Origin of the sequence: Candidatus Chloroploca mongolica, from assembly GCF_004762035.2 — a bacterium.
Lineage (GTDB): Bacteria > Chloroflexota > Chloroflexia > Chloroflexales > Chloroflexaceae > Chloroploca > Chloroploca mongolica.
The window spans coordinates 21,583-34,793 of the sequence record NZ_SIJK02000014.1 but is presented as its reverse complement, the minus strand read 5'-3'; the positions used below and the strand labels follow the sequence as shown (position 1 = coordinate 34,793).

The 13,211-nt window shown below is 58.8% G+C and carries 11 protein-coding genes; 7 read left to right on the top strand and 4 right to left on the bottom strand.

What is annotated here, in order from left to right; all coding sequences use genetic code 11:
- The first annotated feature begins 54 nt into the window (after nucleotides 1-54).
- The 4 genes from EYB53_RS09795 (at nucleotide 55) to EYB53_RS09780 (ending at nucleotide 6,130) form a co-directional block, all read left to right on the top strand.
- A complete protein-coding gene (locus EYB53_RS09795) occupies nucleotides 55-1,851 on the top strand; it encodes an ABC transporter ATP-binding protein (RefSeq protein WP_135478009.1) in 1,797 nt (598 codons plus the stop codon).
- A complete protein-coding gene (locus EYB53_RS09790; RefSeq protein ID WP_254151002.1) occupies nucleotides 1,848-3,731 on the top strand; it encodes an ABC transporter ATP-binding protein in 1,884 nt (627 codons plus the stop codon). The genes EYB53_RS09795 and EYB53_RS09790 overlap by 4 nt, the downstream gene beginning before the upstream one ends.
- 85 nt (nucleotides 3,732-3,816) lie before the next feature.
- Complete coding sequence (locus EYB53_RS09785; protein WP_135478008.1) at nucleotides 3,817-4,950, top strand: BMP family lipoprotein; 1,134 nt, start codon at nucleotides 3,817-3,819, stop codon at nucleotides 4,948-4,950.
- Nucleotides 4,951-5,044: 94 nt separating this feature from the next.
- Nucleotides 5,045-6,130: a M24 family metallopeptidase gene (locus tag EYB53_RS09780; RefSeq protein WP_135478007.1), complete on the top strand. Its 1,086-nt coding sequence runs from the start codon at nucleotides 5,045-5,047 to the stop codon at nucleotides 6,128-6,130.
- Between the two features lie 75 nt (nucleotides 6,131-6,205).
- Here the strand turns inward: EYB53_RS09780 and EYB53_RS09775 are convergent, their stop codons facing one another.
- From EYB53_RS09775 to EYB53_RS09765, 3 genes are read right to left on the bottom strand one after another with little or no spacing between them, the layout of a single operon-like run.
- Nucleotides 6,206-6,661 (bottom strand): universal stress protein, encoded by a 456-nt coding sequence (locus EYB53_RS09775; RefSeq protein WP_135478006.1) that lies wholly within the window; start codon nucleotides 6,659-6,661, stop codon nucleotides 6,206-6,208.
- A gap of 59 nt (nucleotides 6,662-6,720) precedes the next feature.
- On the bottom strand, nucleotides 6,721-7,179 hold the full coding sequence (locus tag EYB53_RS09770) for a CBS domain-containing protein (RefSeq protein ID WP_254151001.1): 459 nt from the start codon (nucleotides 7,177-7,179) through the stop codon (nucleotides 6,721-6,723).
- Between the two features lie 15 nt (nucleotides 7,180-7,194).
- On the bottom strand, nucleotides 7,195-7,470 hold the full coding sequence (locus EYB53_RS09765) for a hypothetical protein (protein ID WP_254151000.1): 276 nt from the start codon (nucleotides 7,468-7,470) through the stop codon (nucleotides 7,195-7,197).
- A gap of 300 nt (nucleotides 7,471-7,770) precedes the next feature.
- Here EYB53_RS09765 and mscL point away from each other — a divergent pair, with 300 nt between their 5' ends.
- Complete coding sequence (mscL, locus tag EYB53_RS09760; protein WP_135478005.1) at nucleotides 7,771-8,160, top strand: large conductance mechanosensitive channel protein MscL; 390 nt, start codon at nucleotides 7,771-7,773, stop codon at nucleotides 8,158-8,160.
- An 89-nt stretch (nucleotides 8,161-8,249) separates the two neighbouring features.
- Here the strand turns inward: mscL and EYB53_RS09755 are convergent, their stop codons facing one another.
- The gene (locus tag EYB53_RS09755) at nucleotides 8,250-9,560 is read right to left on the bottom strand and encodes a DUF58 domain-containing protein (RefSeq protein ID WP_135478004.1); all 1,311 of its coding nucleotides are present in this window, start codon (nucleotides 9,558-9,560) and stop codon (nucleotides 8,250-8,252) included.
- Nucleotides 9,561-9,660: 100 nt separating this feature from the next.
- Here EYB53_RS09755 and EYB53_RS09750 point away from each other — a divergent pair, with 100 nt between their 5' ends.
- Together EYB53_RS09750 and EYB53_RS09745 are read left to right on the top strand one after the other, a co-directional pair.
- On the top strand, nucleotides 9,661-12,123 hold the full coding sequence (locus EYB53_RS09750; protein ID WP_167857329.1) for a VIT domain-containing protein: 2,463 nt from the start codon (nucleotides 9,661-9,663) through the stop codon (nucleotides 12,121-12,123).
- Nucleotides 12,124-12,169: 46 nt separating this feature from the next.
- Nucleotides 12,170-13,117: an AAA family ATPase gene (locus EYB53_RS09745; protein ID WP_135478002.1), complete on the top strand. Its 948-nt coding sequence runs from the start codon at nucleotides 12,170-12,172 to the stop codon at nucleotides 13,115-13,117.
- Nucleotides 13,118-13,211 lie beyond the last annotated feature (94 nt).

Sequence of the window (13,211 nt, the reverse complement as noted above, 5' to 3'; positions counted from 1 at the left end):
AGTTGTGATTGATCGCATCACCACGGTCAAGAAAGATTTTGTGTGCAAGGCCAGATGATGAAACAGGGCTCCCCTGCTCGTCCACGAGCACCGGGGGCATTGATGCGTGCCATCCGCTTTCTTGGCGGACATAAACGGACAACCGCCATTGCCTATAGTGCCTTGATTGTGGCAACGCTGGCCCAACTCGTCGTGCCTGTGCTGGTTCAAAACATGATTGATACGGTGACCCTGGCCAGCCAGACGGGAGGCGATATTGGTACTGCTGAGCGTCTCGTCTTTAATGCAGCGGGCTTGATCTTGCTCTTTGCCCTCTTGCGCGGGGCTTTTTCGTTTGTGCAGGCGTTCATGGCTGAGACAACGTCGCAGGGGCTGGCTTTTGATTTGCGTAACGCGATCTTTGCCAAGATCCAGCGACTATCGTTTAGCTACTACGATCGCAATCAAACTGGTCAGTTGATGATTCGGGCGACTGATGATGTCGAACGCCTCCGTACCTTCATTGCCCAAGGCCTTGTGCTGGCTGCCTCGTCGTTTCTGTTGCTCACCGGGGCGTTGATCATCCTGGCCTTTGCCAATCTGCGCTTGACCTTTGTGGTGATGCCCCTGCTGCCGATTGCCCTGGCCCTCTTTATCTTTTTTGGGCGGGTGAGCCAGCCACTCTTTGCGGTCGTGCAAGAGCGGTTATCGGCCCTCAATACGATCCTGCAAGAGAATCTCGCGGGCTTGAAGGTGGTCAGGGCCTTTGCCCGTGAGCCGTATGAAGAGCAGCGCTTTGATGTTGCAGCCACGAATTTGATGGCACAGCAGTTGCGGATTAACCAGGTCTTTTCTTTTCTCTTTCCAGTTATTTTTTTGGTGGCGCAACTTGGGCAGGTGGCGATTCTCTACTTTGGAGGGCGTCAGATTCTGGGAGGAACGCTTGAACTGGGGGGGTATCAGAAGTTCAGCCTCTACCTGACCTACGTCTTTGTCCCGCTCGGTCAGCTTGGGTTCATTATTACGCTTGTTGCGCAGGCGAGTGCCTCGGCGAGGCGCATTTTCGAAGTGCTTGATGCGCAGAGCGAGATTGAAGATAAACCAGGTGCCCTGCCGTTGCCGCTGCTCAACGGGCGGGTGGAGTTTCGCAACGTGACCTTTCGTTATCTTGGGACAGGTGATCCGGTGCTCAAGGAGGTCAGTTTTGTGGCGGAACCTGGGCAGACGATTGCGCTGCTTGGGGCAACGGGCAGCGGCAAGACGACGATTATCAACCTGTTGCCGCGTTTTTACGATGCCTCTGAGGGGGCGGTGCTCATTGACGGCCACGATGTGCGTGACGTAACGCTTGATAGTCTGCGTTCGCAGATTGGCATTGTACTGCAAGAGACGAACCTCTTTAGCGGGACGGTGCGCGATAACATCGCCTTTGGACGGCCTGAGGCGACTGAGGCCGAAGTTGAAGCGGCAGCGCGTGCAGCGGCGGCGCATAGCTTTATTGCGGCGATGCCTGAAGGGTATCAAACGAAGGTTGGCGAGCGGGGCGTGACGCTTTCGGGTGGTCAGAAGCAACGCATTGCGATTGCGCGTGCGCTGTTGCTCGATCCGCGCCTCTTGATTCTGGATGACTCGACGAGCAGTGTCGATCTCCAAACCGAGGCAACGATCCAGCAGGCGCTGGATACGCTGATGGAAGGTCGCACGAGCGTTGTGATTGCCCAGCGCATCAGCACGGTCTTGCGTGCCGATCAGATCCTGGTGCTTGACCAGGGGCGCATTGCTGCGGCTGGCACGCATGCCGAATTAATGGAACATAGCCCGATCTACGCTGAGATTTATCATTCGCAGCTGGTCAAGGAAACAAACCTATGATGATGGGTGGACCAGGTGGCCCTGGACGGATGCTCAATACCGAAACCGAGAGACCAAAACGGGTTGGCGTCACCCTGGCACGTTTCTGGGTCTATTTTCGGCCCTGGTGGTATGCGGTGGTTTTGACCATGATCCTGCTGGTGCTCAGCACGGTGATGCAGGTGTTGACGCCTGGCCTGATTGGGCAGGCGGTTGATTGCTATTTGCTGCCCAATGCAACCGCGTGTTGGTATGGCACCGTCGATCCGGCGGCGACATTCGAAGACCGTGCGGCAGGGTTGGGCGTGATCGTGTTGTTGCTGACCGGGCTCTTTGTCGGTGGTTCGTTGCTACAGGGCTTGGCCTTCTACTCGATGAACTGGGCGGGGCAGCGCGCCCTGCGCCGCCTGCGTGAGGACACCTTCGCCCAGATTCACCGGCTCTCTCTTGGCTTCTACACGCGCAACGAAGCGGGCAATATCATGAGCCGGATCACGAGCGATACCGACACGATCCAGCAGGTGCTTGGCTTTGCCCTCTTGAGCGTGGTGAGCGGCATCATGGGCATTGTCTTTACGATGAGCGCAATGCTGTTCGCAAATGTGCCGTATGCGCTGGTCAGCCTGAGCATTGTGCCGTTGATGGCCTGGGCGACCTTCTACTTCTCGGGTGAGGCGCGCAAGGCGTTTCGGAAGAGCCGCCGCGAGATGGGCAGTGTCAATGCCGGGCTGCAAGAGAGCATTTCGGGGGCACGTGAGGTACAGGCGTTCAGTCGTGAAGCCGAGAGCATCGAGGCGTTTCGGCGGGCCAACGCGGCCAACCGTGATGCCAATGTTCGTGCCGCGAGTTTCACCAGCGCCCTCAACCCGGTACTTGAGGCCCTCGGCTATGTCGCGATTGCGATTGTTGTTGTTGTCGGCAGCCTCAGTTTGCTCCGCAACCAGCCCCTTTTTGGTACGACGATCATCTCGGTAGGCCTGATCTTTGCTTTTATCCAGTATGTGCAACGCTTCAACCAGCCCATCCAACAGATTGCCGTGCTCTGGACGAATATCCAGAGTGCGATTGCTGGTGGTGAGCGCATCTTTGGCCTGCTTGATGAACAACCTGAGATTGTTGATGCCCCTGATGCCGTTGTTTTGCCGCCGATCGAGGGACGGGTCGTCTTTGAAGATGTGCAGGTTGCCTATCAAGCCGATACCCTGGTACTCAAAGGGGTCAGTTTTGTGACCAAACCGGGGCAGATGGTCGCGATTGTCGGGCCAACAGGCGCAGGCAAAACGACGATCATCAATCTCATTCCGCGTTTCTATGATGTGCTGAAGGGGCGGGTGACGATTGATGGATACGATGTCCGCAACGTGACCGCAGCGAGTCTGCGTTCGCAGATTGGCATTGTGTTGCAGGATGCCTTTCTCTTCTCGGACACGGTGATGAATAATATTCGCTACGGGCGCCTTGAAGCGACTGATGAAGAGGTGATCGCAGCGGCACAACTTGCCTCGGCCCACACCTTTATCGAACGCCTGCCCGATGGCTATCAGACCGTGCTTGGCGAGCGAGGGGGCGGCTTGAGTCAGGGGCAGCGCCAGTTGATCGCGATTGCCCGTGCGGCGCTTGCCAATCCGCGCATCCTGATTCTAGACGAAGCGACGAGCAGTGTTGATACACGCACCGAGCGGATGATCCAGCGGGCCTTTGACCAATTGTTGGAAGGCCGCACCAGCTTTGTCATCGCTCACCGCCTCAGCACGATCCGCAACGCCGACCTGGTCTTGATGGTCAAAGACGGCCAGATTGTGGAACGAGGCACGCACGAACAACTGCTTGCCTTGCGTGGTGACTACTATGCGCTCTATATGAGCCAGTTCCACGGGGAAGAAGAGCCACAGGCCGCATGATGTGCGGGTCGTGAGGGTATGCTATAATCGGGCAGGCAAGGCACTGTTCTTGCCATCGTTGATAATGTAGGAGGCACAAAAAACCATGCGTAAATCGTTTGTTTCGATGCTGGCAGTGCTGTTCTTGATCATTCCCTTGCTCGCTGCATGTGGTGGTCAGACTGCCACGCAACCCACGGCCGTTCCGCCGACTGCGACCGAAGCGACTGCCCCTGAGCCCCCAGCAGATTCTCTACGGATTGCTCTCGTCACTGACCTGGGCAAAGTCAACGACGGTACCTTCAACGAGTTTGCCCACAAGGGTGCTGAGCAAGCTGCTCAGGAGTTTGGGCTTGAGTATCGCTTTATCGAGACTCAGGCGCAGGCTGATTACGAAGCCAACATTCAGACCTTTGTTGATGAGGGTTTTGATGTCATCATCACCGTTGGCTTCTTGATTGCCGATGCAACCCAGGCGGCGGCAGCGGCCCACCCCGAGATTGTCTTCATCGGGGTTGACCAGTTCTATGTCCCTGGGAGCGTGACGGACAACCTGGTTGGTCTGCAGTTCCGTGAAGACCAGGCCGGCTTCCTGGCCGGCGCCCTGGCGGCGATGGTGAGCGAGAGTGGCACGATTGGCATCGTGGCTGGCCAGGAGATTCCTCCAGTCAAGAAGTTCCGCCACGGGTTTGACAATGGTGCCCGCTATGTCCGCCCCGACATCAACTTGCTGGGTGTCTATCTGCCCACCTTTATTGACCCGGCGCTTGGCGCTTCGACGGCCGAGCAGATGATCAGTGATGACGCCGACGTCATCTTTGGTGCCGGTGGCCCGACGGGAACGGGTGCCATCAAGGCTGCGGCTGAGCGTGGCGCATATGTGATCGGCGTTGACCAGGACGAGTTTGTGACCACGTTTGCCAACGGCGCGTCGCCTGGGGCTGACCGCATCCTCTCGAGTGCGATCAAGCGTGTGGACGTAGCAGTCTACAATGAAGTCAAGGCGGTGGTGGACGGGACCTTCGAGGGTAACGGTATCGCACTCTTCGATGCCGCTGGCGATGGTGTGGGCCTGGCTGATTTCCACATGGCAGCTGACTCGGTGACCCCGGCGATGCAGACCAAGCTCGACGAGATTTTTGCGTCACTGGCCGACGGCAGCCTGAATACGGGGGTTGATCCGGCGAGTGGCGATCTGCTGACCGATCAGATCCCTGAGTCCAATCCATTCACCCCCTAACGCTATCGATGACAAACAAGCGTGCTGATGGTGCGCAAACGACCAGCAATGCTGGTCGTTTGCGCACCATCAGCACGCTATCAACGGAGGTTGTATGCAGCACCGCCTCGAACGTGTGCGGGCGATGGTTGTAGAACGGAAGCTGCCAGCATTGCTCATCAGTGCGCCAACGAATCGGCGCTATCTCAGTGGTTTCACGGGAACGTACGGCTGGTTGCTGGTCACACCAACCACGGCGCTCTTGTTTACCGATAGCCGGTATCTTTTGCAAGCTGGGCAGCAGGCCCCGGCCTTTGCGGTACGTCAAGTCGTTAATCCTGGCAGCCCGTTTCCAACGCTGTTGCGTGATGCCATCGTTGAGCTTGGCTTGACGCAACTCGGTGTCGAGGCTGCGCACATGCATGTGGCTGAATACCGGAGTCTGCAGAAAGAAGTTGGGGCTGCGTGTGAACTGGTGCCCGTTGAAGGGATGGTTGAGACGCTGCGCGAGATCAAAGATAGTGCCGAGATCAATACGCTGAAGCGGGCGATTGCGTTGACCGATGCGGCCATTACGGCCGTGATCGAGCGGCTCACGCCTGACACCACCGAGCGTCAGGCAGCCTGGATGCTCGAGATGGCGATGCGGGTGGGCGGGGCCGAGGCGGTCTCGTTCCCGATCATTGTCGCGGCTGGCCCCAACGCCGCCCTGCCCCATGCAACCCCCGGTGACGCCCCGTTGGGCACTGGTCAGCCGATTGTGATTGATATGGGGGCACGGATCGATGGCTACCACGCTGATCTGACCCGGACGATTGTGCTTGGTGAGCCTGATGCGCGCTTCTGGGAGATCTACGAGACGGTACTGAAAGCGCAGGAAGCGGCCCTTCTGGGCCTTCGTCCAGGGCTCTTGACTCACGAGGCCGATGCCCTTGCCCGGGATCTTATTGTGGAAGCAGGCTATGGCGATCATTTCGGGCATGGCCTCGGCCATGGGGTTGGCCTGGATATTCACGAAGGTCCGGGGTTGCGGCGCGAAAATCCGCTGGTGCCCAGCCAACCGCTGCGCCCGGGGATGGTTACGAGCATTGAACCAGGCATCTATCTGGAAGGTTGGGGTGGTGTGAGGATCGAGGATCTGGTTCTCATCACCGATGGCGGATGCGACGTTTTGTCGCAGGCCCCCAAACTGCGTCGGTAAATATTGATGATCACCGTGAAGCGGCCCCTGGCATACGCCAGGGGCCGCTTCACGGTGATCATCAAAGAGCCAGGTCTAATCGTCGTGTTGGGGACGGAAGACAAACACCGGCGCAGGACAGACCTGCACAACCTTCTGGGTCACGCTTCCAAAGACCCAGCGGCTAAGCCCACTGCGGCCATGGGTCGCAATGGTAATCAGATCGACGTGTTGATTCTCGACATAGTCAAGGATCGCCTCGGCGGCGGGCAGTGAGCTAAGCTCGATCTGTACCTTATAGCCCTCGGCGCGAAACTGAGTGGCAATGCGCTCGAGATAATCGCGGGCTTCGTTCTCCATTGTTTCGAGGGTATCGGTGGTGGTCGTAGCGAGCATACCGCTATAATCAACGCTGGTGGTAAAGATAGGCGGAACGGCTCGGAGCAGGGTAATTCTGGTTGCGCCCGTATTGGCGGCCAGTTCGTGAACATGCGGAAGCACCTGCGCGGCCAGGGGTGAGCCATCAAGTGGAACGAGAATGTGGTTATACATAATAGACCTCTTTACACCACCCTCATTGTCATTAGCGAGGATGGCGCAGCACAGACGATCTAGTCACGTCCGTGCGACTTCGGAGTCAGCGGTGGTGTGTCGCAATCTTCTTCGGAGTTGACCATCCACCGCAGCAGATCGGACACCGTAATGACCCCAATCACCCGTTTGCCCAAGACCACGGGAACCCCATGAATATGGTGCGTAATCATCAATTCCGCAGCATCACGTAAACAGGTATCGGGTGTCACGGTCAACACCGGGCGGCGCATAAACTCACGTACCGGTAGATCCTTGACGCGGTAGTAAATACTGTACTCGGCGAGATCGCCCTCAGCCGAATCGGAAATACGGTTGATATCCCCTTCCGTCACAATCCCCAGCAGATCACCCTCGCTATCAACAACGGGAAGTCGCCGAATATTGAGTTCAGTCAACAACTGTCGTGCTTCCGGCAGGGTCATGGTATCACGGGCAAGCACCGGGGGCGCACTCATCCAGACGCGAACGCTGTCCATATGTACTTTCTCCGATCACGCGGTCCACTGCACACCGCTGCGTAACACTTCCACCAGATTGCCTTCGCGATCAAGGAGCATCCGCAGCGAGTGACGCAAACTACAATCAAGTACCGGGCAGGGATGTTGATGTTCAACACCGAAGGGACAAGGGCCTTCGCGCTCGCAAGCACCAACGTAGACAGCATAGCGTGGCGCACCAGGGGGGCCGTCAAGCATCCGCAAGTGGATAGGTTCATCACGTAGCTCGCCGTCGAGCTTGTCGAGATGGTCACGTGCCACTTTAAGCATTGGGTGTGGCGGTCGTTTCGGGCGGGCCATGAAACTGCCTTTCCGTCCAGGATTGCTCTCACACTTTGAGATTGTGAAACTATGCTCATAATACCAGAAGCAAGGTCACTACGGTGAAAACTGCCCACAACCATGCGTTAAGATTTGTTCGCTCTGCGTTTGCTTGCTTGCGAGATTGGACATATGATGAGCATTGGGCCTGCGGCCCATACGACAGGCCACTCATGGACGTTAGGGTGCCCGGTGCCTCGCTGGTCGCACAAGCCAGCGAGGCGAAGCTGTTTGGGAGGATGATACGCTATGTGGCAGGGGTTTCGGAATTTTTTGTTGCGGGGCAATGTCATTGATCTGGCGGTTGCAGTGGTGATCGGAGCGGCATTTAACAGTGTGGTGGATGGGTTCATTGTTGCGTTTGTTGATCCCCTACTGGCGATCATCCTCGGCAGTGCAGGGGATGATCTTGCGTTGATCCAGTTTGGGGTTTTTCCAGTTGGTGTCTTTCTTTCAGCAGTTATTACCTTTATTCTCAAAGCTGCTGTCATCTATTTCTTTATTGTGCGTCCGTTCTCGGCCCTTGCCGCACGGGTTGCCGCTGCCCCGCCTCCGCCGGCCCCAACCCCGGCTGACGTTGTGCTCTTGACCGAGATTCGTGATCTGCAGAAGCAGCAACTCGAGGCGCTCAAACGGTAGGGCTGACGCAAAGGCGCAGAGGCGCAAAGCTGCGCATACAGATCCATCAAACCTTTGCGCCTCTGCGCTTTTGCGTCAAATATCCCGTCTTAGAGGCGTCCCTGGGCTTTTAGGCGCAGGTAGGTGTTGATCACCCCGGCGCTGAGACGATCAGCAGGGACATCAACGGTCAGCACGCCACTGCGCTGGAGGCGATCAAGCAGAGCGCGCCGTTCGTCGAGCAAGCCCTCGGCGACGGCGCGTTCGTAGAGGGCGCTGCTGTCGTTCGCCGGGCGTCCGGCTGCCCCGGTGATGAAGGGGTCACTGACGGTGACACAGAGGGGCAGGTGGTGGCGCGCCAGGCGGGTCAGGTGCGTCACCAGTGGCCCGGTCGCTTCGGGGGTGGCAAGATCGGTAAAGACCACAATCAGGGCACGGCGCCGCTGCCGCCGTGCCAGGTAGTTCAAGGCAACCCCGTGATCGGCCTCGACTGGTTCAGGCTGGAGGTTGTAGAGCGCTTCGAGGATCTGCTGAAAGTGGGGTTTGCCCCGTCGCGGGGCCACGTACTTGCGTACCTGGTCGGCAAAGGCAAGTAGGCCGACTTGATCCCCGCGGAGGCCTGCGACATAACTCAACATCAGCGCGGTGTTGACAGCATAGTCGAGGCGCATCAGTTCGCCGACAGGCGGGGCCATGAGCCGTCCACAGTCAATGACGCAGACAACGTGTTGACTGCGTTCGATTTCATACTCGGCAGCGATCAGTTTGCCCCGCCGTGCGCTGGCTTTCCAGTTGATCCGCCGAAATTCGTCGTCGGTCGTGTAATCACGTAGCCGCTCGAATTCGCCCCCGTGCCCGCGTACCCGCGAGACCCGTAAACCGAGTTCGTGCAACAGCCCTTTGCGGGCCAGCAAGTCATATTTTTTGAGTTCGAGCACGTTCGGGTAGACGCGCACCGTTGCTGCGAGCGGATAGCGGATCTGGCGCACGAGCATTCCCATTGGCCCGGTGATCCGCATCACTGCCGCCCCAAACTGGTAGTCACCACGCCGCAGGGGCCGCACATGGTAGCGTGCCTCGTGGATATCGTAGGGCGGGATTGTTCCCCTGAGAAACGGTGTATCCGCAGGAAACTCGTGCGGACTTTCATCCCGTAAGGTAAAGACAATTGGTCGCGGTGTAGCATTGGCGAGCAACAGGGTGATCAGGTTTTCGGCCCCTAGTGAGAGTTGTGGATCGTGCAGGCGTTCTACTTCGATCTGCTGTGGCCGCGCCATGAGCACCAGATCGCTGATCGCGACGACCCCAACGACCCCCAGGTAGAGCATCGCAATCCAGAGCAACCCTGGCGCAAATGCGCTCAGCGCAATCGGCAGAGCGGCAAGCAACAGCAGCGTGAGTAGGCGTGGTGTTGGCAACATAGGCCCTATTGTACCGTGAATTTCTCGCTCTTGAAACGATCGTCCTGACGTGCAATAATGCAGTGGAAGCCTGCCTGGCAAGATGGAGAGGAGGTCTGCGATGGTTCGCCCTGAGCTTGCTCCTGATGCGCCTGTTCGTGGTGGGATGCTGTTACCCCGCGATCCTGACATGTTGCCTGTCCCCCTTGAGCATACGACGATCATGATTGATGTGGTTGGTCCTCTGGCTGAGACGAAGGTGGCACAACGCTTCCGTAATCGTCATACGTCGCCCCTTGATGCACTCTACGTCTTTCCTTTGCCCACCGAGGCTGCGGTGAGCAGCTTTGAGTTGCGCATTGGTGAGCGCATTATTCGGAGTATGGTGCATGAACGGGCCGAGGCCGAGGCTGCGTATCGTGCCGCAGCAGCACGCGGGGACGATGCGGCGCTACTGACTCAGGAGCGGCCAAATCTCTTTACGATTGAACTGGCGAATCTGCAGCCGGGTGAGCTTGTCGAGGCTTGCCTTGTCTTTTTTAGCCAGGTGCCTTTTGATGATGGCTGGTTTAGCCTGGCGATGCCAACGGTTGTCTTGCCCCGCTATGTGCCGACGGGTCACATGGCCCGTCCGCAGGATGGGGTCTTGCCGCTGTTGCCTGAAGGAGGGGCCGATCATACGCTCGATCTGCGCATCAGCCTTGATGTTGGCCGTCTTGCTGAGGTTGAGACCCAGGGGGCAAAGTTTGTCCTGACGCATGAGCCTGGTGGCCGGGTGATGGCGAGCTTGCAGGCCGCTACGGCGGTGCCTGATCGCGATCTGGTAATCCGCTATCGGCCCACTGGTGAGCAATATCGTGCAGCAGCTTTTGCCTATCGCGAGGCTGGGCATCCTGGTGCGGCATTGATCATGTTGACGCCGCAGGTTGCCCCGGCCCCAGATGAGGTTTTACCTCGCGAACTCCTCTTTGTTTTTGATCGAAGCGGCTCGATGGGGGGGGATAGCATTGTACAGGCTCGCAATGCGTTACGGGCATGTTTGCGTGCCCTCAATGCTGGTGATACGTTCAATATTTTTCCCTTTGATGATCATGTCGAACGGCTTGCCCCCGTGCCTCTGCCGTTTACCCAGGCTTCGGTTGATGCCGCCGATGCCTTCATTGCGGGTATCCAGGCGCGTGGCGGCACCGAGATTGTGGCCGCACTCACTGCGGCGCTCGATCAGCCGCGTGATCCGTTACGCCTGCGGATCGTTGTCTTTCTCACCGATGGTGCGGTGGGCAATGAGGATCAGGTGTTACGCAGTCTTACCAGTCGGCTCAATGAGGCGCGGGTCTTTGCGTTTGGCGTGGGCAGTGCCGTCAATCGTTTTCTCCTTGATGAACTGGCCTCTGTGGGGCGGGGCAGTGTTGAGTATATTGTGCCTGGTGAGGCGATTGAGCCAGCCGTGCAGCGCTTTCAGCGCCGTGCGGCTCTGCCACTGATCTGTGATCTGAGCATTGATTGGGGTGGTGCTCAAATTGACGATCTTTTTCCCGATCCTTTTCCCGATCTGTATGCCGGCCAGCCACTGATCTTGATGCTCCGCTACCATGGCCCACGGACACAGCAGGTGACGGTGACGGTGCGCGGGCGTACGCCCCGAGGGCTCTTTAGTGAGCGTCTTGAGCTTGATCTTTCGGCGGCGACCCCCGAGCGCACAGGGGTCTGGAAGGCCTTGCCGCGCCTCTGGGCACGCGCCTACCTTGCCCGCCTCGCGAGCCAGGCCCGGCTCGATCCACGGCGGGCACCAGCGCTCGACGCCCAGGCACGTGCGTTGGCAGTAGAGTATGGCTTGCTTTCTGCCCATACGGCCTTTCTCGCCGAGGAAGAGGCACCAGTTGATGCCGAAGGTCGCCGCGCTACGGCGCGTGTCCTGGTACCTGTCCACCTCCCGGCGGGAACCCGGCGTGAAGCCTTTGAGCCAGTTGATGCGATGCTCGGCGGGGCCCATACTTTTGGGGGAGCGTTAGGAAGCATACAGCCATTGTCGTTGGGCGCGTCACCGTATTTCCAGATGAAGGCCGCACCCCCTCGGCCTAGCCGTACCGCGCAACGAGCCGGTGCGCACGCGACCTCGGTGGGGCAACCTGCACCGCCGCTTAGCCCGGCCATGCGTCGTGAGGCAGCGTTGCGGTTCCTTGCCCGTACGCAGGAGGTCAATGGGGCCTGGGCCGGCGACGAGGTTGTGACGGCGCTGACGGCGATTGCGTTTGTCCTGGCCGGGCATACGCCACGTACCGGAGATTTTCGGCCCCAGTTGACGCGTACGCTCGCCTGGTTGGCGGCCCGTAGTGAACCAGGTGCGGCTGTAGTGCTTGCGTTGCAGGTACTCGCGGGCAAGCCCTGCGATCACAATGACGCTGCGGCGCTCGCCCGTGACGTCACCCTGGCCGCTGGCATACGCGGCGAAGATCTGCCGGGGCGCCAGACAATTGGTGGTGATACTGATGGGGCTGTGGTGAGTGGGGCGGGCTCACCTCTGCGCCCAACACGCGAGACCTTCGCCCTGACCGCTGCCCTTGCGATCCTAATTGGGCCGTAGGGCGTCATCCCTTGCTCGTCCCTCCCTGCAAATTGAGGAGTCCGTTTTGAAAACGCAGTCCGTGGTCGAAGCTGTCCGTGCTGAAGCCCGTAAAGTGCTGGTTGGCCAGGAAGAACCCTTTACGCTGTTGATTGTTGCCTTGCTCGCTGGCGGGCATGTCTTGATCGAGGGTGTGCCGGGCACAGCCAAGACGTTGATGGCAAAAACGCTGGCCCTGCTCGTACGGGCCGAGTACAAGCGGGTGCAGTTTACCCCCGACTTGATGCCCTCGGATGTGATTGGGACGCAGATCTTCGAGCCGTCGACCGGTCAATTTCGCCTGCGTCGTGGCCCGGTCTTTACCCAGGTGCTGCTCGGCGACGAGATCAACCGTGCCCCGGCCAAAACCCAGAGTGCGTTGCTTGAGGCGATGGAAGAGCGCCAGGTGACGATTGAGGGTGAACGGCTGGCCTTGCCCGATCCCTTCTTTGTGATTGCCACGCAGAACCCGATTGAATACGAGGGCACCTACCCGCTGCCCGAGGCGCAGCTTGACCGCTTTCTCTTCAAGCTGGTGATTGACTATCCGCCGGGCGAGCAAGAGTTGGAGATCCTACGGCGCTACCATCGTGGCTTTGATGCCCGGCGGCTCGAAGCAGCCCATCTGCAACCCGTGATCGCCCCGGCGGATCTTGCCTCGTGCCGCGAAGAGATCGGGGCGGTCACGGTTGAAGACGGCATTATTAGCTATATCGGGGCCATCACGCTGGAGAGTCGGCGCAGCCCGGATCTGATCATGGGTGGTTCGACGCGGGCGAGCATTGCCCTCTTGCTCACCGCCAAAGCCTATGCTGCTGCGCAAGGGCGCACCTATGTCACCCCCGACGATATCAAAGCCCTGGTGCGGCCCGTCTACCGGCACCGCATCATCTTGCGCCCCGAAGCCGAAATCGAAGGCATGAGCCCCGATACCGCGCTCGGGCGCATCCTCGCCCGTGTCGAAGTCCCCCGCTAGCCGATTGCTCGTCCTCGCGTCCTCGCCCGCGTCGAAGTCCCCCGCTAGCCGATTGCTCGTCCTGACGAAAACGACCAGGAGAAATGGTCGTTTT

Bases quoted from the DNA above. Each gene is read 5' to 3' on its own strand.
- EYB53_RS09785 (WP_135478008.1), top strand. From the start codon at position 3,817: ATGCGTAAATCGTTTGTTTCGATGCTGGCAGTGCTGTTCTTGATCATT.
- mscL (WP_135478005.1), top strand. From the start codon at position 7,771: ATGTGGCAGGGGTTTCGGAATTTTTTGTTGCGGGGCAATGTCATTGAT.
- EYB53_RS09790 (WP_254151002.1), top strand. From the start codon at position 1,848: ATGATGATGGGTGGACCAGGTGGCCCTGGACGGATGCTCAATACCGAA.
- EYB53_RS09795 (WP_135478009.1), top strand. From the start codon at position 55: ATGATGAAACAGGGCTCCCCTGCTCGTCCACGAGCACCGGGGGCATTG.
- EYB53_RS09775 (WP_135478006.1), bottom strand. From the start codon at position 6,661: ATGTATAACCACATTCTCGTTCCACTTGATGGCTCACCCCTGGCCGCG.
- EYB53_RS09750 (WP_167857329.1), top strand. From the start codon at position 9,661: ATGGTTCGCCCTGAGCTTGCTCCTGATGCGCCTGTTCGTGGTGGGATG.
- EYB53_RS09770 (WP_254151001.1), bottom strand. From the start codon at position 7,179: ATGGACAGCGTTCGCGTCTGGATGAGTGCGCCCCCGGTGCTTGCCCGT.
- EYB53_RS09780 (WP_135478007.1), top strand. From the start codon at position 5,045: ATGCAGCACCGCCTCGAACGTGTGCGGGCGATGGTTGTAGAACGGAAG.
- EYB53_RS09755 (WP_135478004.1), bottom strand. From the start codon at position 9,560: ATGTTGCCAACACCACGCCTACTCACGCTGCTGTTGCTTGCCGCTCTG.
- EYB53_RS09765 (WP_254151000.1), bottom strand. From the start codon at position 7,470: ATGCTTAAAGTGGCACGTGACCATCTCGACAAGCTCGACGGCGAGCTA.